This is a genomic window from Halorientalis regularis (assembly GCF_023698535.1).
In the GTDB taxonomy this organism is placed as follows: domain Archaea; phylum Halobacteriota; class Halobacteria; order Halobacteriales; family Haloarculaceae; genus Halorientalis; species Halorientalis regularis.
Genome location: NZ_JALJCL010000015.1, coordinates 85,778 through 105,048 on the forward strand (window position 1 = coordinate 85,778; position 19,271 = coordinate 105,048).

At 63.6% G+C, this 19,271-nt stretch carries 24 protein-coding genes, 1 tRNA gene and 1 pseudogene; 16 read left to right on the top strand and 10 right to left on the bottom strand.

Annotation, left to right across the window (positions count from 1 at the left end; genetic code table 11):
* Window positions 1-78: 78 nt before the first annotated feature.
* Window positions 79-477, top strand: a complete 399-nt coding sequence (locus MU521_RS17645) for a DUF6114 domain-containing protein (protein WP_092694435.1) — start codon at window positions 79-81, stop codon at window positions 475-477.
* 4 nt (window positions 478-481) lie between these two features.
* On the opposite strand, the gene MU521_RS17650 is transcribed toward MU521_RS17645, so the two are convergent.
* A complete protein-coding gene (locus MU521_RS17650; RefSeq protein WP_092694433.1) occupies window positions 482-1,231 on the bottom strand; it encodes a DUF5781 family protein in 750 nt (249 codons plus the stop codon).
* A gap of 204 nt (window positions 1,232-1,435) precedes the next feature.
* On the opposite strand from MU521_RS17650, the gene MU521_RS17655 reads away from it, so the two are divergent.
* The 11 genes from MU521_RS17655 to MU521_RS17705 all read left to right on the top strand — a co-directional run bounded on the left by MU521_RS17655 (window position 1,436) and on the right by MU521_RS17705 (window position 9,806).
* Complete coding sequence (locus MU521_RS17655; RefSeq protein WP_092694431.1) at window positions 1,436-3,622, top strand: elongation factor EF-2; 2,187 nt, start codon at window positions 1,436-1,438, stop codon at window positions 3,620-3,622.
* 223 nt (window positions 3,623-3,845) lie between these two features.
* Window positions 3,846-4,073 carry a hypothetical protein gene (locus tag MU521_RS17660; protein ID WP_092694429.1) on the top strand — a complete coding sequence of 76 codons (228 nt, stop codon included), beginning with the start codon at window positions 3,846-3,848 and terminating at the stop codon, window positions 4,071-4,073.
* 205 nt (window positions 4,074-4,278) lie between these two features.
* Window positions 4,279-4,815, top strand: coding sequence for an amino acid-binding protein (locus tag MU521_RS17665; RefSeq protein ID WP_092694427.1), 537 nt, complete (start codon window positions 4,279-4,281; stop codon window positions 4,813-4,815).
* Window positions 4,812-5,765: a homoserine dehydrogenase gene (locus MU521_RS17670; RefSeq protein ID WP_092694425.1), complete on the top strand. Its 954-nt coding sequence runs from the start codon at window positions 4,812-4,814 to the stop codon at window positions 5,763-5,765. Before MU521_RS17665 ends, MU521_RS17670 begins: the two co-directional genes overlap by 4 nt.
* Before the next feature lie 163 nt (window positions 5,766-5,928).
* Entirely contained in the window at window positions 5,929-7,194 is a 1,266-nt protein-coding gene (gene tuf, locus MU521_RS17675; protein WP_092694423.1) for a translation elongation factor EF-1 subunit alpha, read from the top strand.
* A gap of 3 nt (window positions 7,195-7,197) precedes the next feature.
* The gene (gene rpsJ / locus MU521_RS17680) at window positions 7,198-7,506 is read left to right on the top strand and encodes a 30S ribosomal protein S10 (RefSeq protein WP_092661954.1); all 309 of its coding nucleotides are present in this window, start codon (window positions 7,198-7,200) and stop codon (window positions 7,504-7,506) included.
* A gap of 114 nt (window positions 7,507-7,620) precedes the next feature.
* A tRNA-Ala gene (locus MU521_RS17685) sits at window positions 7,621-7,692 on the top strand.
* 281 nt (window positions 7,693-7,973) lie between these two features.
* Complete coding sequence (locus MU521_RS17690; protein ID WP_092694421.1) at window positions 7,974-8,399, top strand: hypothetical protein; 426 nt, start codon at window positions 7,974-7,976, stop codon at window positions 8,397-8,399.
* A gap of 13 nt (window positions 8,400-8,412) precedes the next feature.
* Window positions 8,413-8,652 carry a PH domain-containing protein gene (locus MU521_RS17695; protein WP_250864819.1) on the top strand — a complete coding sequence of 80 codons (240 nt, stop codon included), beginning with the start codon at window positions 8,413-8,415 and terminating at the stop codon, window positions 8,650-8,652.
* 241 nt (window positions 8,653-8,893) lie between these two features.
* Window positions 8,894-9,538, top strand: a complete 645-nt coding sequence (locus MU521_RS17700; RefSeq protein ID WP_092694419.1) for a hypothetical protein — start codon at window positions 8,894-8,896, stop codon at window positions 9,536-9,538.
* The gene (locus MU521_RS17705) at window positions 9,531-9,806 is read left to right on the top strand and encodes a hypothetical protein (RefSeq protein WP_092694417.1); all 276 of its coding nucleotides are present in this window, start codon (window positions 9,531-9,533) and stop codon (window positions 9,804-9,806) included. The genes MU521_RS17700 and MU521_RS17705 overlap by 8 nt, the downstream gene beginning before the upstream one ends.
* Before the next feature lie 195 nt (window positions 9,807-10,001).
* Here MU521_RS17705 and MU521_RS17710 read toward each other — a convergent pair whose 3' ends face one another.
* The 6 genes from MU521_RS17710 to MU521_RS17735 all read right to left on the bottom strand — a co-directional run bounded on the left by MU521_RS17710 (window position 10,002) and on the right by MU521_RS17735 (window position 14,616).
* Window positions 10,002-11,186, bottom strand: coding sequence for a hypothetical protein (locus tag MU521_RS17710; protein WP_092694415.1), 1,185 nt, complete (start codon window positions 11,184-11,186; stop codon window positions 10,002-10,004).
* Entirely contained in the window at window positions 11,179-11,346 is a 168-nt protein-coding gene (locus tag MU521_RS17715; protein ID WP_175452921.1) for a hypothetical protein, read from the bottom strand. Before MU521_RS17715 ends, MU521_RS17710 begins: the two co-directional genes overlap by 8 nt.
* Window positions 11,343-12,125, bottom strand: coding sequence for a DUF8125 domain-containing protein (locus tag MU521_RS17720; RefSeq protein ID WP_092694413.1), 783 nt, complete (start codon window positions 12,123-12,125; stop codon window positions 11,343-11,345). The genes MU521_RS17715 and MU521_RS17720 overlap by 4 nt, the downstream gene beginning before the upstream one ends.
* Window positions 12,122-12,676 (bottom strand): DUF8063 family protein, encoded by a 555-nt coding sequence (locus tag MU521_RS17725; protein WP_092694411.1) that lies wholly within the window; start codon window positions 12,674-12,676, stop codon window positions 12,122-12,124. Before MU521_RS17725 ends, MU521_RS17720 begins: the two co-directional genes overlap by 4 nt.
* A 37-nt stretch (window positions 12,677-12,713) precedes the next feature.
* The gene (locus MU521_RS17730; RefSeq protein ID WP_250864820.1) at window positions 12,714-14,099 is read right to left on the bottom strand and encodes an Env/VP5 family phage fusion protein; all 1,386 of its coding nucleotides are present in this window, start codon (window positions 14,097-14,099) and stop codon (window positions 12,714-12,716) included.
* Between the two features lie 127 nt (window positions 14,100-14,226).
* A complete protein-coding gene (locus MU521_RS17735; protein ID WP_092694407.1) occupies window positions 14,227-14,616 on the bottom strand; it encodes a DUF8023 family protein in 390 nt (129 codons plus the stop codon).
* A gap of 174 nt (window positions 14,617-14,790) precedes the next feature.
* Between MU521_RS17735 and MU521_RS17740 the strand changes: the two genes are divergently transcribed.
* The 3 genes from MU521_RS17740 (at window position 14,791) to MU521_RS17750 (ending at window position 16,641) form a co-directional block, all read left to right on the top strand.
* Entirely contained in the window at window positions 14,791-15,417 is a 627-nt protein-coding gene (locus MU521_RS17740; RefSeq protein WP_092694405.1) for a tyrosine-type recombinase/integrase, read from the top strand.
* 229 nt (window positions 15,418-15,646) lie between these two features.
* Window positions 15,647-16,183, top strand: a complete 537-nt coding sequence (locus MU521_RS17745) for a type IV pilin domain-containing protein (protein WP_092694403.1) — start codon at window positions 15,647-15,649, stop codon at window positions 16,181-16,183.
* 20 nt (window positions 16,184-16,203) lie between these two features.
* Window positions 16,204-16,641, top strand: a complete 438-nt coding sequence (locus tag MU521_RS17750) for a hypothetical protein (protein WP_092694401.1) — start codon at window positions 16,204-16,206, stop codon at window positions 16,639-16,641.
* Window positions 16,642-16,652: 11 nt separating this feature from the next.
* Here MU521_RS17750 and MU521_RS17755 read toward each other — a convergent pair whose 3' ends face one another.
* Window positions 16,653-16,928: a winged helix-turn-helix domain-containing protein gene (locus tag MU521_RS17755; protein WP_092694588.1), complete on the bottom strand. Its 276-nt coding sequence runs from the start codon at window positions 16,926-16,928 to the stop codon at window positions 16,653-16,655.
* A gap of 33 nt (window positions 16,929-16,961) precedes the next feature.
* Entirely contained in the window at window positions 16,962-17,297 is a 336-nt protein-coding gene (locus MU521_RS17760; RefSeq protein WP_092694399.1) for a PhiH1 repressor, read from the bottom strand.
* Window positions 17,298-17,985: 688 nt separating this feature from the next.
* Between MU521_RS17760 and MU521_RS17765 the strand changes: the two genes are divergently transcribed.
* Window positions 17,986-18,996, top strand: coding sequence for a tyrosine-type recombinase/integrase (locus MU521_RS17765; protein WP_092694397.1), 1,011 nt, complete (start codon window positions 17,986-17,988; stop codon window positions 18,994-18,996).
* A 152-nt stretch (window positions 18,997-19,148) separates the two neighbouring features.
* On the opposite strand, the pseudogene MU521_RS17770 reads toward MU521_RS17765, so the two are convergent.
* Window positions 19,149-19,271 (bottom strand): annotated as a pseudogene (locus MU521_RS17770) (IS630 family transposase); the annotation flags it as partial.

A 19,271-nucleotide genomic window follows, 5' to 3' on the forward strand; every position in this document is an offset into this window, starting at 1 on the left:
TTCCCCGCCCCACCGTGGGCGGGGTGGCAATTGACATTCTAGGACAACTGTTTTCACGCTGTCACTACCAGCACGTTTATGAACGAGGATCGGGTGGCGGCGGCGCGCGAGCGCTGGGTCGCGTTCGGCGAGTGGCGTCGTCAGCGACCGTTCTGGGGTGGGGTACTGTTGCTCGTCGCCGGACTCCTGACGGCGTATCTACCTGCGGCCTACGACGAGTTTCTCCTCTTTGCCGCCGGCTCGTTTACCGGGTCGGCGCTCCTGTTCGGTGGGTCGCTCGTCGTCTGTGGCCTGCTCGTGTTCGCCGTGCCGTCGCTGTCGTCGGTGCTGGGTGGGCTGGGGATTCTCGTCGCGACGGTGTCGCTGTTCGGCGCGCTCGGGGGGTTCGTCGTCGGGTCGGTGCTGGGTGGACTCGGCGGTATTCTCGCGTTCGCCTGGACTGCTCCCGACGAGCGGGACTCCAGCGACGACCGGTAGGCGATCAGTCGGCTGCCTGCGGTTCGTCGATGGCGTACTCGCGGGTCACGTCGACGAGGGCCTTGCGGTACTCGCTCTCGCCGGGGTCGTCGGCGAGCGAGCGGAACCGGTCTTTGAAGCGCTCGAAGCGGATGCCCGGGGCGTCCTGTGCGGCCGCGTGCGCGAGGTCGTACAGCCGGTGGTCGCGGGAGACGAGGCCGTGGCGCTCGACGAGTGCCAGGGCGAAGGCGGCGTTGACGGCGGTGATTTCGGGGTCGGCCGCCGGGGTGAGCCGGGTCCAGTTCGTCGGGTCGGCCGGGCGGTCGGCCAGGGCCGTCGCCAGGCTCGATTCGAGGAAGGCCACCAGTTTGTCCGCCGGGGCGACCGACAGCGTGAGGTCGTCGGCGTAGATGTCTTTCATGTGGTTGGCGATCTGGTAGCAGTGGGTGAGCTTCCGGCGCTCGACGCTTCGGCCCGAGAGGGCGAGATAGAGCGCTTCCTCGGTCGACTGGGTGTGGGAGGGGTGGGCCTGTTCGTTGCGGTGCATGTGCGCGAACTCGTGGAGTGCGAGTTCGCGGGCCATGGCGCTGCTGGCGGCCTGCCGGGAGATCGAGAGGTCGTGACCCTCGGCATCGTGGCTCGTCCAAGTGCGTTCGTCGGGATCCTCGCGAACGTAGACCCAGACCGGGCGGTCGAGATCGTACTCGGTCTCGAAGAGGTCACGTGCGCTGAGAAACGGCTCCGTCGGCCCAGTACCCTGCACGCGAACGTCCATGTCTTCCCGGCGTACGGGAGCGACGCGTATCACTTTTGCGGGCGGTCCGATGCCTGCCGGTGGTTTCGCGGCCCTGCCGTCTCCGTCCCCGTAACACCGCTCGGTTTCGGGTGGAACGGTCGCTCCGCGGGGAGTTTCCGGCGGGTTCGGCCGCTGGGGCAAACCACTTCACTTTTGACCCTGCTTCCGATACGGTTGGGTATAATGGGCCGACGCAAGAAGATCGTACAGGAGTGCGAACGGCTGATGGACGAGCCGGAGAACATCCGGAACATCGCCATCGCCGCGCACGTCGACCACGGAAAGACGACACTGACGGACAACCTGCTGGCCGGTGCGGGGATGATCTCCGACGAGACGGCCGGCGAACAGCTCGCGATGGACACCGAGGAGGACGAGCAGGAACGTGGGATCACCATCGACGCGGCGAACGTCTCGATGACCCACGAGTACGAGGACACCAACCACCTGATCAACCTCATCGACACGCCCGGCCACGTCGACTTCGGGGGCGACGTGACCCGCGCGATGCGTGCCGTCGACGGCGCGCTGGTCGTGGTGGACGCCGTCGAGGGTGCCATGCCCCAGACCGAGACGGTCCTGCGGCAGGCACTCCGCGAGGGTGTCAAGCCCGCCCTCTTTATCAACAAGGTCGACCGCCTCATCTCGGAACTCGAGGAGGGTCCCCAGGAGATGCAGGAACGGCTGACCGCGGTCATCCGCGACGTGAACGACCTCATCCGCGGCATGACCGAGGAGATGGACGACATCGACGACTGGACCGTCTCCGTCGAGGACGGGACTGTCGGCTTCGGTTCTGCGCTCTACAAGTGGGGGGTCTCCATGCCGTCGATGCAGCGCACCGGTATGGACTTCGGCGACATTATCGACCTCGAACAGGCCGACAAGCGCCAGGAACTCCACGAGCGGACGCCCCTGGCCGACGTCGTCCTCGACATGGTCTGTGAGCACTTCCCCAACCCCATCGACGCCCAGCCGATGCGCATTCCGCGCGTCTGGCGTGGCGACGACGAGTCCGAACTCGCCGAGACGATGCGACTCGTCGACGAAGACGGCGAAGTCGTCCTGATGGTCACCGACATCGGTGTCGACCCCCACGCCGGGGAGATCGCCGCCGGTCGTGTTTTCTCCGGGACCCTGGAAAAGGGCCAGGAGCTGTACGTCTCCGGGACTGCGGGCACCAACCGTATCCAGAGCGTCGGCATCTACATGGGCGGCGAACGCGAGGAAGTCGACGAGGTTCCCGCCGGGAACATCGCCGCCGTCACCGGCCTCAAGGACGCCATCGCCGGCTCGACAGTTTCGAGCGTGGAGATGACGCCGTTCGAGTCCATCGAACACATCTCCGAGCCGGTCATTACGAAGTCCGTCGAGGCCCAGCGCATGGACGACCTGCCCAAGCTCATCGAGACGCTCCAGCAGGTCTCGAAGGAAGACCCGACGATCCAGATCGAGATCAACGAGGACACCGGCGAACACCTGATCTCCGGGCAGGGTGAACTCCACCTCGAAGTCATCACCCAGCGGATCGAGCGCAACCAGGGCATCCCGGTCCACACCGGCGAACCCATCGTCGTCTTCCGCGAGGCACCCCAGCAGCAGTCCCGCGAAGTCGAGGGCATCTCGCCCAACCGCCACAACCGCTTTTACATCTCCATCGAACCGCTCCCGGAAGACGTCGTGGAGACGATCAAGCTCGGCGACGCCTCGATGGACATGCCCGAACTCGAGCGCCGTGAAGCCCTGATGGAGGCCGGCCTCGACAAGGACACCGCCCAGGAAGTCGAGCACATCCACAACACCAACATCCTCATCGACGACACGAAGGGGATCCAGCACCTCAACGAGACGATGGAACTCGTCATCGAGGGCCTAGAGGAGGCCCTCGACGACGGGCCGCTGGCCGCCGAGCCCGTCCAGGGCGCACTCATCCGCCTGCACGACGCCCGGCTCCACGAGGACGCCATCCACCGCGGTCCGGCACAGGTCATCCCCGCCGTTCGGGAGGCCGTCCACAACGCCCTGATCGACGCCGAGATCCGCCTGCTGGAGCCGATCCAGGAAGTCCGGATCGACGTGCCCAACGACCACATGGGTGCCGCCTCCGGCGAGATCCAGGGCCGTCGTGGCCGCGTCGACGACATGTACCAGGAAGGCGACCTGATGGTCGTCGAGGGCGTCGCGCCCGTCGAGGAGATGATCGGTTTCTCCTCGGACATCCGGAGCGCCACCGAGGGTCGTGCCTCCTGGAACACCGAGAACGCCGGCTTCCAGGTCATGGCCGACAACCTCCAGCCCGACCAGATCACCGAGATCCGCGAGCGGAAGGGTATGAAGACGGAGCTGCCGGAAGCGATCGACTACTTCTAGCCCACTTTTTACGTCGGGGGGTTCGCGCAGCGAACCCCCCATCGCAAAAACTTGGGGAAAAACTGCCGGACGCGCGCTTTGCGCGCGTCCGGTGAACCGCGCTCGCTGCGCTCGCGCGGATGCTGGATGCTCGCCGCTCTACCGCACTGCACCGCACAGCCCCGCGACCGCCCCGCGACCACAGTTGACCAACTTTACCCCACAGCGGCCCCTACACCGTCGTATGTCGCTGCTCCACCAGATACTGGACATCCTCATCGGCGGGCTGATCGCCGGTCTCACGCACTTCACGTTGAGTCTCGTCATCGAGGATCCGAACTTGCCGGTCACCATCGGCGTCATCCTCGCGAGTATGTACTACTTCTCGCGGAACCCGTGGGGCGGGAGCCGCGAGCAGGGACGGCGCTGGAACGAGCGGATCGACGCGATATACGAGCGAGTGTTGCCATGACCGTCGACTGAGCGCGGAGCGCGAGCAAGTTCACTGGATGCGAACGAACGGAATGAGTGAGTGAGTGAGCGTCTCCCCTGCAGAAAAAGGGGGGTCTTATGTCGATCCGTGTGTCAGATGGTGGTATGACCAGTGACGGGACCGGAGGCCGGTCGCGGCGGTATCTACCAGACGACGGACTGTGCGGAGCGGGGGTGACCGGAACATGAACGACGGCCACGCCGACGAGGTCCACGCCTACACGATCCGGCTGGAACTCGTCGACGAACCGGGCGAGTTGCTGCGGGCGCTCGGGCCTATCGCCAACAACGGGGGGAACCTGCTCTCGATCTTCCACGAACGGGGGAACCTGACACCGCGGGGGCACATCCCGGTCGAGGTGGACCTGGAGGCGACGCCCGAGCGGTTCGACGACATCGTCGAGGCGTTGCGGGAGGCCGGCGTCAACGTGATTCAGGCCGGTGCCGAACAGTACAGCGAGGAACTCACGGTGATAATCGTCGGCCAGCTCGTCCAGACGGATCTGTCCGATACGCTGTCGGCGATCCAGGACGGGACCGACGCCTCCGTGACCGACGTGTCGCTCTCTGCGCCCGAGGGGACGGAGAACGGCGCGAGCGCCCGGCTCCGGCTGGCGACCCAGAGCGGCGAGACCGACAGCGTCCTCTCGGCGGTCCGGTCGGTCGCGAGCGAGAAGGACCTCCGTGTCATCGAGCCGCTCACGGGAGGTGGTGAAGCGTGAGACTCGCCATCGTCGGTGCCGGGGCCGTCGGTCGCTCGGTCGCCGAACTCGCGGGCGGGTACGGCCACACCGTGACTGCACTGACGGACTCGGGGAGCGCCGCGGTCGACGCCGACGGGATCGACGTGGCCGCCGCCTTGGAGCGCAAACGCGAGGACGGCCAGGTCGGGACGGCCGACCCCGAGGACGCACTCGACGGCGAGTACGACGCCCTCGTGGAGGCGACGCCGACGACGCTCGGCGACGCCCAGCCCGGATTCGGTCACGTCCGGACGGCACTGGAGCGGGACCGCCACGCCGTGCTGGCCAACAAGGGGCCAGTCGCCGAGCGCTACGACGAGGTCCGCGAACTGGAAGGCGAGAGTGCGGGCGCGGTCCGGTTCGAGGCGGCCGTCGGCGGGGCCATTCCCGTGCTCTCGACGGTCGCGGACTTCGGGCCGGAGAACATCGTCGCCGCGCGCGGCGTCCTCAACGGCACCGCCAACTTCGTCCTGACCAGGATGGCCGCCGAGGGGCTGGACTACGAACACGTCCTCGCGGAGGCCCAGGACATGGGCGTCGCCGAGGCCGACCCCTCCTTCGACGTGGAGGGGACCGACGCGGCGCTGAAGTGCGTGATCCTCGCCAACGTCCTCGCGCAGGGCGAGCGGACCTACCGGCTGGACGACGCCGAGGTCGAGGGTATCACGGACGTGCCCGGGAGCGCGCTGGAGTTGGCCCACGAGGACGGCCGGACCGTCCGGCTCATCGGCGAAGTCAGCGGTGACGGCGTGCGCGTAGGGCCGCGCCTCGTCTCGGAACACGGCGACCTCGCGGTCGGCGGGACGACCAACATCGTCCAGCTGGAGACCGAGCACGCCGGCCGGCTGAACCTCAGCGGGCGAGGCGCGGGCGGGCCCGAGACTGCGACCGCCGTCCTCTCGGACGTGGGACGACTGCCGGAACTGTGAGCGGTCGCTGACCCGCTCTCACGCACCCGATCTCCGTCCTCGTCGTGTGACACTCTCCCAAATCGCACGACGGCGGCGGGACGGCGAACGGCATCTATCGAAATCGTTTTAACTGCCTCCACCAAAAGAGTCCGATATAGCGCCTCTGCGCGTGAGATAATCAATGAGCGAAGAACGCCACCAGAACCTGGCCATCATCGGCCACGTGGACCACGGAAAGAGTACGCTGGTCGGACGCCTCCTCTACGAGACGGGGAGCGTACCCGAGCACGTCATCGAACAGCACAAGGAAGAAGCAGAAGAGAAAGGCAAGGGCGGCTTCGAGTTCGCCTACGTCATGGACAACCTCGCCGAAGAGCGTGAGCGCGGGGTCACCATCGACATCGCCCACCAGGAGTTCAGTACCGACGAGTACGACTTCACCATCGTCGACTGTCCTGGCCACCGCGACTTCGTGAAGAACATGATCACGGGCGCGAGCCAGGCCGACAACGCCGTGCTCGTCTGTGCGGCCGACGACGGCGTCCAGCCCCAGACACGCGAGCACGTCTTCCTGGCCCGCACCCTGGGCATCGACGAGCTCATCATCGGCATCAACAAGATGGACCTCGTCGACTACGAGGAAGGTCGCTATCGGGAGACTGTCGACGAGGTGACGGAGCTGCTCAAGCAGGTCCAGTTCAACCCCGACGACGCGAAGTTCATCCCGATCTCGGCGTTCGAGGGCGACAACGTCGCCGAAGACTCCGAGAACACGCCGTGGTACGACGGCCCGAACCTGCTCGAGTCACTCAACGACCTGCCTGCGCCCTCGCCGCCGACGGACGCCGACCTCCGGCTCCCGATCCAGGACGTCTACACGATCTCCGGGATCGGTACCGTCCCGGTCGGCCGCGTCGAGACTGGCACGCTGAACACGGGCGACAACGTCAGCTTCCAGCCCTCCGACGTGAGCGGCGAGGTCAAGACCATCGAGATGCACCACGAGGAAGTGCCCAAGGCCGAACCCGGTGACAACGTCGGGTTCAACGTCCGCGGCATCGGTAAGGACGACATCCGCCGTGGCGACGTCTGTGGTCCCGCCGACGACCCGCCAAGCGTCGCCGAGACCTTCCAGGCCCAGATCGTCGTGATGCAGCACCCGAGCGTCATCACCGCGGGCTACACCCCGGTCTTCCACGCTCACACGGCACAGGTCGCCTGTACCATCGAGTCCATCGACAAGAAGATCGACCCCTCGACCGGCGAGACGGCCGAAGAAGAACCGGACTTCATCCAGTCGGGCGACGCGGCGGTCGTCACCGTCCGTCCACAGAAGCCCCTCAGCATCGAGCCGTCCTCCGAGATCGAAGAACTCGGCTCCTTCGCCATCCGTGACATGGGTCAGACCATTGCGGCGGGCAAGGTCCTGAACGTCCAGGAGCCCTAACGCATGCAGCAGGCTCGCGTCAGGCTCGCAGGCACGAGTCCCGAGGATCTGGACGACATCTGCGACGACGTCCGTGAAATTGCCTCGAAGACGGGCGTCAAGCTCAGCGGCCCGGTGCCGCTCCCGACCAAGACGCTGGAAGTTCCCGCCCGGAAGTCCCCCGATGGTGAGGGGACGGCCACGTGGGAGCACTGGGAGATGCGCGTCCACAAGCGGCTGATCGACATCGACGCCGACGAACGCGCACTGCGGCAGCTGATGCGGATTCAGGTGCCCAACGACGTCTCCATCGAGATCGTCCTCGAGGACTGACGAACCGGATCGTCCGCGTTCGTTCCGGTGGACCGGCCACCGTCTCACGCGCGAGGCTCTCGCGCTTTCGAGGACCAGAACGTATAATGGCGTCGCCGCGCAACCCACGACTGCGGGCTCGTAGATCAGCGGTAGATCGCTTCCTTCGCAAGGAAGAGGCCCTGGGTTCAAATCCCAGCGAGTCCATCAAAATTCTGACTCTTCGCGAACTATCCAGATAGCCGCCGGTATAGCGGCTGTCGCGGATAGTTTCGCCGACCGTATCGACCGTACAAACCACCGTTCTGAACGAGTGGACTACGGTCTGTATTGCACCCCGCTGCCGTCCGGCAGTCTCGCGAAGGAAAATCGGGGGTGTTTGCCGTGAGTCGGTTCTGCCCGGATTGTGGCACGAAACTGACAACCGAGACGAGTCCGGGCGGGCTTCCCCGTCGCGTCTGTCCCGAGTGTACCGGGGGTGATGTCCGTTGAATCCGCTCGACTTCGAGCGCGAGCGCGACCAGGCGACTGGCAGCTGGGAGCGCGCGTGTTCCGAACCCGTTCTCGTCGAGCGGATCGCGTGGGACCAGTGGCTGGTCACCTTCCGAGACAGCGAAGACACCCACCGCGTGCGGTTGCACCGGGACCACGGCGCGTATCTCGGCGACTGTGCGGTGCATCCCGACGGCGACGACTGTCCCGGATTCGCCTACCACGACGGGCCGTGCGCGCACCTGTGCGCGATTAGACGGGCCGACTTCGGGAATCTCGTCGACGACAAGGGCCAGCCCGTCCGGATCTTCGACGTTGAAGCCGTCGGGCAGGCGACGGCGGACCACTTCGCCGAGCCCGAGGAACAGCAGCCGGTGGCCGACGGTGGACTTCGTCGACGCGGGGGTGGTGACCGTGTCTAATCGCCCCCGTTCTTTGCTCGAAGCACAAAACAAGGCGCTCCGAAAGGAGAACAAACGGCTCCAGAAGTACGCCAGGAGGTACTTCAGCCTGCATCCGCGGCTTCACGAGATCGTCCGCGAGACCGTCGAAGGCCTGCCGGTCTCGCTCTGCAAAGGCGGATGTACTCCCGTATTCGTGGGGAAACGCGACGAGTGCCCGGAATGCGGAGCGGAGACCCGCGTGACGACGGTTGAAGGCGGTGGTCAGGCATGACCTCCGTTTCGAGTGCATCAGGTGGAACTCTGCCGTTTCATATGACAGGAAGCCGAGTCATACAGGCGCAAACCGGAGAATCGGACGGAAGAGGCGCTGGGGCTGGGCTATCGACTCGTGTCATACTGCCCCCCTCCCGTCGTCATATCGGTGGCCCCCCCGTGCGCTCCGGCGCGGGGAAAATAGGGGGACGCGCACGAGGGGGCGCGTACGCACGCGAGCGCAACGGGGGCGGTTCGCGATGAGCCGGCACACGATCCGTATCGACGACCCCGACCTCGAAGACTATCTCACGGAGGCCGACAGCAAGAGCGAGGCGGTCCGCGAAGCCCTCCGGGCGCGGGTGGCCGACGAAGAGGCGGCGACGGTCGACGTGGGGCTGACCGACACCCAGCGCCAGGGACTCGATGTGCTACTCGCCGAGTCCTTCGAGACGCGCGGGCGCGCTGCTGGGGAACTCTCGAAGGACGTGGCCGAGTCCCAGCTGGCCCAGCGGTTGCAGATCGCCACGGACTCGGTCGTGCGGGTGGTCATCCGGCCGTTGATCGACGCGGGCTACGTGCGGCTGGCCGGTGGAAAGACGGCGCTCAAAGTCTACCGCGAGCCCCGGCCCGAAGTAGGATCGACGAGTCGGCCAGCGTCAGACTGGGAATCACCCGAAACGAGTGAGTGCGTACACACGCACCTGCGCGATTCGACGGGCACGTGTCTCCGGTGTGGTGACGAGAGTCCCGCGGACGCCGACCGGGAGACCGCGGCCGACGGCTCCGGTGAGCCGGTCGCGCTGGCCGGCGAAGAAACCGAGTGTACCGGCGACGGGTGCAACCGGATGCTCGCCGGGAACACCGAGACGTGCTTCGACTGCCGAGGTGAGGCAGATGAGTAACGACGAGTGGCGGTTCGGACTGACGCGCTGGAGCGCGGCCGTGCTGGCGCTTGTGGGGGCGCTCGTGTTTATCGTGGGCGTGTGGGTGGGCGTGTGGAGCGTGCCCGCGGAAGCGCTCGACGTGCCCATGCAGGCGTCCGAGTACGGGCCTGAGAAACACATCGCCTACCAGCCGGCCCCGACGTGGCTTCCGTTCATGTCGGTGTTCGTCGGTGGTCTCGGATCCTACGCCGCCTGGCGGGTCACCCACCCCGACCGCTTCGAGTAGGCGATCTTCGCTCTTTTCCCGGCTCGTTTCGTCTCGGACCCCACCCTTCCCCGGTCCCGGTCACCCCCGTTCGTCGGAGAAGCGCGCATATGCACGCATATAATATAGAAGTATACTCGCCTGCCGACAGACGACAGTCCCGACTGGCGCGCTGTCTGGCGATTCTCAGAAAAGAAGCGTCGGCGAACCTGTCGGCTACCGATCCAGGGTGTCGGAATCGAAGTCTGACGGCTCGATGCCTGCGATTTCAGCGTGCATACCTTGATCGCGCCACTCGCGGAATCGGTCACCAACCCAATCTTTCCGATAGGGGAAGTTGCCCTCTTCCGGATTGGCGATCTCTCGATAGCTCTTGTCGTGAATGGCAACTCCCCTAACCGCATCTCGGATTGATATTTGCCTTTCAGAGAATCTTTCGTCTGTGTCGGTCTCACTTTCTTCAACAGCGCCGCTCATGTCGAAGACAGGCTCTTCGGTGGTGGAGAACCGTAGCCGACTCTTCTTGATGCCGTTGAACGTCGTCTGTGGCTTTGCCTGCTGAATCTCAGTGGCATCCACGAGTTCGTCCCCGTAGACTTCGAGACGCTTCTTCGCGGGCTTGTGAACGAACGCACCCGTCTGCGCGACGAGCCGGCGAAGATCCCGCGAGAGGTCGGTCACAGTCTGCCCGATGAAGCAGATACACCGCTTCGTGCCTGCGGGCGCGTCTCCCTTACGCACGAGCTTGAGCAACCGCGCGAGCGCCTGCGCTTTCTGTTGGTCGCCACCGACACCGGTCAGTCCCTGGCCGGTCTCGTCGATCAAGAGATAGAAGTCGTCGGTCGACTCCTTGAACAGCGTCTCAACCTGTTTGTAGGTGTCGACGTATTCGACGTTCTCATTCCTATCTGCCGCTTTCTCGTGATTCGTGACGATGCGGCCGCGGGTGACCATGTGCCACTCGTCGGCCCCGGAGAAGGCCCAATCTGTCTTCCCCGCACCCATCCCGCCGGTGACGAACAGGACCGAGGCTTCCGAGACGAGTGTGGAGTGCAACCAGCGGCGGTAGCTGCCGCTCTCGGCGTCTTTCTCGTGGTTGACCATGCCCACGGCGTACTGCATCTGGGAGACGTTCCCGGCTTCGACGGCTTCCGTGAGCGTGTCCGTGCCTTCGTTCCGGAGAACGGTTTGATACAGTTCGGACTCTTCGACGCTGTCGAGTCCCGCGTGGGCGTCCGGGTCGAACGCGGTCGCCAGCGTGTTCAAGAGTTCGCGGGCGTCCGCGTTCGGGACCAGGCCCGCGTGCGGGTGCGATTCTTCGACCGTGCCCTCGAGCACGTCCCCGCGCAGCTGCGCGGCCGAGTAGGTGACCTGTTCGCTCGCGCTACTCCGGTCACTCATCGGTCTCACCTTTCAACTCGTCCCAGGCCAGGCGGTGGTGTTTCGGACAGAGGCGTTCGCCGTCCGGGCCATCGAGGAGTCGCACCCGTTCGACCGTGCCGAGACGCGAGAGGTCCCGACAGCGGTCGCACTTCGACCGCGAGCCAATCATGGGACTCACGTCGGCTCACCTCCGTCTGTCGCGGCCGGTTGCTGGCCCGCGTTCGGGTTCTCGCCGGGTTTCGGGTCGGGTCCGAACTCAGCTCCGTCTTGATGCTCAGTCTGTCGCTGTTCGTCTCGCTCGCGCTCTTCGTCTTCTCGGAGGTTGTGGTCTCGCATGGCTTCGTCGACGGCGTCTTCAACACGCTCGCCGCGGTGGATCGCCGTGCCCTCGTACTGACTGACGAGGTCGTTCACGATATCCCGGACCGCGGTTCTGACGATACTGCCGACCTTCATCCGCATGGTGAGCCCTTCCTGTGCCTGCTGTTCCAGGGTCTCGCGAATCTCGTCGATGCGCTCGCGTTCTTCGAGCAGTTCCAGGTCTGACGCCGAGCCGCGCCAGGTGCCCATGCACACGTCGTAATCCGGCCAGTACTGGCGGCAGGCGTAGGCGTCCGCGCTGGTCTTGAGCCGGTAGAGTTCACCCGTCTCGACTTCGAGGTGTTCCCACTTCTCCGGAGAGAGGTGATACAGCGCGAAGCCGTTGTCTCGCGCGTCGATGTCGACGAGATAGGTCCCCTCCGGTGAGTAGAGGTATTCGACGATCTTCATCGCAGGCGCGTAGCCGAGCGCGATTGCCGCGAGCGCGCCCACGGCGAACAGGCGCGGGCCGCGGGGAATCTCCGGAATCTCCGGCAGGCCGAACCACACGGCCAGCCCGACGGCGACGACGGTCGCGCTGCCGATCCACCAGCGGTAGGCCGTCAAGAGTTCGACGGCGGCTTCTCGTCGGTTCATAGGACGCGCGTCACCTCCCCTTTCTCCGAGCGGACGCGATAGACCGCGGTGCCGGTGATGACCAGCAGGCCACCCACGAACCCGGAGAGGCCGGCGATTTGCGTGTCCGCCCACGTCGGATCACCACGGAACAGGTGGCTGTCGGACTCCCCGATTCGGTGGGGGACCGCGTAGCGGGTGTTGGCGGTGACGACGGTCACCCCGACAAACTGCCCCTGCCGGGTGACCGGCATCTCCATAGTGTGACGGCCCTCGATGACTTTCGTCTTCGAGGGCAGCTGGCCGCCGTTCCGAAACGCGCCCGCATCGTAGAGGGTGACCGCCTGCGGGCCGTCGGCCTGGAAGGTGAGCGAAAGGGTGCCGTTCCCGCCGTCTTCCGCGGGCTCGTAGCTTGTGTTGACGAGCGTCAGCCCGTCGGTGATGACTTCGCCGCCGGTCTGGTTGGTCGCGTTCTGTGCTGTCGTCTGCCCGGCTGCCGTCGCGGTCCCGGCCATCAGCAGCGCGCCGGTCGCGCCGATGACCACGACTGCGAACAGCAACCCGGTTGCCATGTCTCTGAATCTCATAGGTCTGAAAAGAGTGGTTTCGTCAGTTGCGGGTGACGAGTCCGAGAACGACGATAGCGCCGAGTGCTACCACGAGGCCCCCGCCTCCGAACGGCAGTGAGTCCCTGAGGGGGCCAAAGAGGCCCCCAGTACCACTCTTCGCGTTCTCCTCAATGCGTTGCTCCCGGGCTTCGAGGTCTGCCCTCAAGGCCATCACGTCCTCGTGCATCTGCTTGAACTTCGAGAGGTTCGTTGTCGAGTAGTCCGGTCTGTCGTAGGTGATTTGCTCGCCGTCCTCGTAGCTCCCGCCGTCGATCCGGTCCGCGGAGAGGATGGTAAACCGACCGTCGAGGGAGCGCGGCCCCTCGTTGGTCGCCATGAACACGTCGCCGTTGATATTGGACGTGTTGTAGGTCGATCCGACCGCGTAGCCGCTCGCGTTCGCCGGGTCGGCTTGCGCCATGAGCGTGCCGTTGTAGACCGCTCCCGTCGTCTCGTCGCGAACCTCCATACGTTCGAGGTTCGAGACGTTGGCCGGTGGCGAGATACCGAGCGCCGTGAGGGAGCGGGTCGCCCACGTCGAGCCGTTCGCCGTGGGGTCCATCTCCCGAGCGCCGAGGTACGGGTCCACGAGGTCTTCCGAATCAATCATACCGGCCTCCCACTTCGGATACGTCTGATTGACGAACGTATCCATGTGGGTCTTCTCCGAGTTAGCCTGATCCTTGATTTTCTGCCACGTAGACTCCATGTCTCCGGAGTTCAGGAGTCGGGTGGTGTTTTCCTCTTGGATCGGGTGGTATTGGGTGGCGTCCGGGGAGTAGACCAGCGTGTTGATGTAGTTATCATCAGTGTAGGTCTTGTGCGGGCCGATGATGATTCCGCCGAATCCGTCACTGGCGTTGATTACGGGAATATCCGCCGTAGACCCGTTGATGAGGGTGATAGAACGGTTTTCGGTCTTGAGCCACTCACGGTATTTGTTGGTGCCGGTCGCGCGTTCGCTTCGTACCACCTGATCGGCGCTAAGACCAGACTCAGACGCCGCGGAATTGTAGATGCGTTCGACGGTCCGCATCGTCGGGCCAAGTTGGCGCGCGTAATTTACCTGTTTTTGGCTATAGTAGTCTTCTATCGCCTGATCTGCGGCAAATCTCGTCTGCGACTCGGTGGAGCCGTTCGACAGGGCGCGGACAACCGCGTTCTTGCCTTCGATCCTACTAATCGTCCGCGTGTCCTCGAAGTAGTTGCTATACGTGAGGTTGCGGGCCTGCTCGGCCTCGGTTGCCGTGAGAGCGGCAGAATATAGCTCGGTGTGGACCTGTTGGGCTTCGACGCCCTCAGCTGGGTCTACGTCGGGCTCCCCGAACTTGCAGTCTGTGAATCCTGACCCGAGGCTCCATGTGACCGCCACGATGTACTTGTCCACGGCACCACAGTCTCTCGGCTCTTCGAACATCTGAGCGGATGCCGTCCCGACTGGCGCGACCGCCGTCGAGACGAGCAGGACCGCGAGCAGCCCGGCGAGCGCGCGTCTGATTGATTCCCGCATCTGGTCACCCCATGTAGGAAAGGCTGTAGTAGCCGCCGGCCTGGATGACGATCGCGATGATGCCGGGGATCGTTTCGCCGAGGAATGCGTTCAACAACGGTGCGAAGGGTGGGACGATGACGAGCGCGAAGGTGGTGACGACGAGCCACAGCTGAAGCGGCTGGGGACCGCTCTTGTCGCCGCGGTTAGTGGCGTAGGCGACCAGCAAGATCAGAAGCGAGAGGATGCCCGCATAGCTGATCTCGGTCGCGTAGCCGTCCGCGCTGAATGAGAGGGCTGTACTTGCGAGGTCGAACCCGAGTGGCGTGAACCCGATCAGTCCGAGTGACACCGCGCTGAAAAGCACGAAGAACGGACTGAGTACCGAATCCGGAATGTCGAATTTGCCTTCCATTGGTCAGAACGTCGCCGGAGAGGCGACAGACTGACCGAGGAATATTCTAGATTTAAGATACGGGAATAGGGTGAAAGTGAAACGTCGATTTCGGTAGATAGCAGGCCGCTATTGAATGTTCGATTCTACTAACGGAACCAAACATTCTAGGAGTTCGAACACGTGTCTCTTTATATGGGCACTACCCAGTCAACCGGCCGAGATACGAACTCGAACATTCGGTGGCTCAAGCCCGGCCAGGTCGAAGCCATGCGGGACTCCGCCTACGAAGGTCGGCACGGTCCCCGCGACGACGCGATAGTCACGGTTCTCTACGATACCGGGCTTCGCCGGTCGGAGCTGGCGGCGGTCGACCGGGCGATGCTCGATCTCGACGCCGGGGAGTTGCGGATTCCCGCCGAGATTCAGAAGGACTACCCCAACGACAACAGTCCGAGTGTGGCGACCTTCGAGCTGGACCAGAGTGGCGACCTTCGGACGGTCCGGACACTCCGGGCGTACCTCTCGGCTCGCGACGACAGCAGTCCGGCGCTGTTCCCCTCACGGAAGGCCGACCGGATGACTGGGAAAGGCATCAACGACGTGGTCAAGCGGCTGGCAGAACGCGCGGGCGTTGAACCCTACGCCTACCGGGGGCGTGGTGTGCCGGCGGACGTGAGCGCCCACACGCTCCGGCACTCGGTCGCGTGGCGGATGCTTCGAGACGATGAGGGGAACAGTCTCTACGATGTCCGGAATCGGCTTCGCCATGCGACGATACTGACGACAGAACGGAAGTACGACCACTTTGAGACGATATAGACTCTCTACTGCTATGTAATGGCCCGCTAAACCTGTCTGAAACGCCGTCTTACATGTTGCTAGAATACCCCGAACATTTAAGCAAACAGAACATCACGATCATTCTAACACCTGGCAGTGCGGACAAGGAGGGAAGGCCTGGGGCCTCAGACCCCACCTGGCCACTAGGGGATACGACTCCCTACCCGCTTGAGCGTTGCGTCCGCGCTGAAGGTGTGGTGTTACAACCATGCAAATCAAGAAATTGCTACAGGAAGACGACGCGGTCAGTCCGGTCATCGGCGTGATCCTGATGGTCGCGATCACGGTGATCTTGGCCGCTGTCATTGCATCGTTCGTCCTCGGACTTGGAGGGAGCCAACAGTCAACACCCACGGCCTCGTTCTCATGGGAATACGAGGCGGGTGCAGGTCAAACAGCGGTAGATAGCGATTCTCTGGATGGCCTTGCAACGATCTCCCACGACGGCGGTGACTCCATTCCTGCGAAGGAGCTGTATGTACGTGGAGATGGATTGATAGATGAAACGGATAGCTCGGTCAGTGCCGAAGTAAATGATGATGCAGACACTATCCAATTCACGTCAAACAACCAGCAGTGGCCAGAAGAAAATGCGACTGGCTCAATGGGAGAGCGGAGTGCAGTTGTTGGCGGCAATTCCGCTGCTGCGTTAGTCTCCAGCGACTTCGAACTGTCGCTCGTCTGGGAACCGTCTGAAGGCGACACGTCGGCCACGCTCTCCGAAGAGACTGGTCCCGACGCCTAATTCCTCGAGAATTTCTTTTTATGGAGCGCACGCAACCCAACGTTGAGTATCTACAAGAGCATGGGCCGGCGACACTCGAAGAACTGCCAGGCAGTCAGATCACGACACACAACAAGATGGAGGGTGTGACGACGTTCGATCCACATACGGGCGCGTTTGGCCGGCAGTCGACGCAGGTGTATTATCTCTTCGAAGACCACGACCCTGCGGCAGTAGTGGCGCGGTGGCTGAAAGCCAACGAGTCCCAATTGGAGGATACGCCACGTCGGATCATTGTGCGGACGGCTGGGTCTGTCTCGGACGAGTTCGGTGATGCCGCTCGTGAGCTACTGCCCGAAGAGGGAGAGGACAGCCCATTTAGCCACGGTGAAATCACAGAAACTGAGTGTCCTCGGTGTGAGGACTGGTCGGGTCCCAGTAACCGACTCGCGAAGCACTTGACCGAGTGCGAAGGGTAACAGGGGATTGACTACCACCGAGGAAGTACCTGCGGCGAGGGAGAGGGCTTTTGAAGGGTCCCGGCATCGAGCTGGCCGTCGAGATACTGAATGCCGCGGCTGGCAATCTCGTAGTGGACGAGTTGTTTGGTGAAGGGTTCGATCATTTCGACTTTGGCGAGCATTCGGCAGCGCTCGCGAACGCGGCCGATGGAAGCGAACAGCGAGACTTTCCGGGTGATGTAGTCGGGAGCGGACCAGCCTTCCGACCGGAGTATTTCGAGGATTCGTTCATCGAGGGGGACCATCCAGGGGGCGGGCGAGCGAGTCGAACTCATGTGTCACCCGTTAATGCTGGGGTCGGAGGCGGCACCGCCCGACTCTTCTTTGTCGCTCGAACTACCGCCACCGTTGATGTAGCGCTCCTTTTCGGCGTCGTACTTTCCTTCCAGATATGCTTCCCCTTCGTCAGTGATTACGTAGACTCCGTCGCCGATCTTACGAAGTAGGCCATATTCCGCGAGCTTTCTACATCTACGGCCAATCTGGGTTCTTCCGACGTGGATATTGTCCGAATCCTTGAGATTCGCGACCTTCCCGATTTTGTCGTCATCGGCCCGGATTATCTCAAGTATCCGGTCGTCCCAAATTGTCATCCATGACCCGGATTGTCTCATACCGAAAGTATGAGTCCGATATATGATTATCCCGTCGGTATGGCTATTATATACCCAAAATCGCTAATAATGTCAAGCAGTGCATTTATGCACAATCGACCATTTGGTGTGAGTACGAAGCTACCGACGTAGGTTGTTGATGACTCTCCTCGGTTCGTGATGCCGGGGCCGTGCTGGAACCACGGCCCCTAACGGTGGCTTCGCTGCGCAACCATGAGCGAAACAACCACTACGGGACTGATGCCCCGTTCGAACGGAGAGGAACCGCTGTCGAATAATCGTGACGGTGGCCGATGCCTCGGGTGCGGTGCCGAGGCTGACGGCTACTGTGCCGTTCTGGAAGCGCCGACGTGTCGGCTCTGTGCGTACATGGTGCGCGAGACGGCCGGAGGTGGCAGATGAGTTCCGAGACGCGCGGCATCTGTGGCGCGGAGTGTCGGGACGGATCGGCTTGTCAGCACCCGGCGGGCTCGTGCCCGGTGCCGGATCACGACGAGTCCGATGAGCGACCAGCTGGCCCTACCACCCGCAACCGGGTGCGGTGTCCGGAGTGTGGTTATTCGGATCGATTCCGGTCGAAAGCGGACGCGATTCGGAAGCAGAAGACGGGGTGCCCGCAGTGCGGTTGTGGTGTGGGCGTGTCGAAGGTCCGAGCCGATCCCGATAACCAGCCTCTCGTCACTGACGCATGAGCGAGGAGGACCTACAACCCCTAGAACCCGGGGAGGGCATCGAACGGTTCCTCCGGCACCGGAAGCCGAGTATCCGGGAGAGTTCCTATCGCAACGCGAAGACCCGACTTCGGTTCTTCGAGGAGTGGTGTGAGGAACGCGAGATCGAGAACCTGAACAACCTCACTGGCCGGCTACTCGCCGACTTCGTCGCCTGGCGACGGGAGGACGTGAAGGCCGTCACGCTACAGAAGCAACTCAGTACGATTCGCGTGGCGCTCCGGTTCTGGTCGGACATCGAGGCGGTCCCGGACGGGCTCGCCGAGAAGGTTCACGCGCCGGAGCTGCCCGACGGGACGGCATCCCGCGACGTGCATCTCACGGCCGACCGTGCCGAGACGATCCTGGCTCACCTCAACCGCTACGACTACGCCAGCCGGGACCACGCGCTCATGGTCCTGGCCTGGCAGACGGGGATGCGCCGGGGCGCGATTCGCTCGCTCGATGTCGACGATATGCGCCCGGACGACCACGCGCTCGTGGTGGAACATCGCCCGGACACGGGCACGAAGCTCAAGAACGGTCCCGACGGCGAGCGCTGGATCTACCTCGGGCCGGAGTGGTACGGCATCGTCGAGGAGTACGTCGAAGCGAACCGGCTCGACAAGACCGACGAGTACGGCCGGCGACCGTTGCTCGCGACCCAGAACGGCCGGCCGACGGGGGACACGATCTACAAGTGGATCAACCGGCTGACCCAACCGTGCCACTACGGCGAGTGTCCCCACGACCGCGACCCGGAGGATTGTGAGGCGACGGGGAAGGGCTACCCGTCGAAGTGCCCGTCGGCACGCTCCCCGCACGCGATACGCCGGGGCGCGATTACGCACCACCTCAATGAGGAGGTGTCGCCGGAGATCGCCAGCGAGCGCATGAACGTCTCGCTGGATGTCCTGTACGAACACTACGACGTTCGCACCGCTCGCGAGAAGATGGAAGTCCGCAAAAACCAGCTCGAAGACCTGTAACAATGCTTAGGAACAACGATATCGGGGAGGGTCTGCGCGCACGTGCGCAGTCTACCACCCAGCGAGTCCACTCCACCTTTTTTCCGCTCGGGTCCGCCTTCGGCGAACCACTCGCGGCAAAAACGTGGGCGAAAAAAGCCGAGTCCTCATACTCAAGGACATAAGTACGTGAAGATATTCGGAGGCTCGATGTCATCAAGCGCAATGAGTGCAGCCTCACGAAGTTCATCTAATGTGTCGAAGAGACGGTTTCCAAGAGACTGATCGAGCCGTCG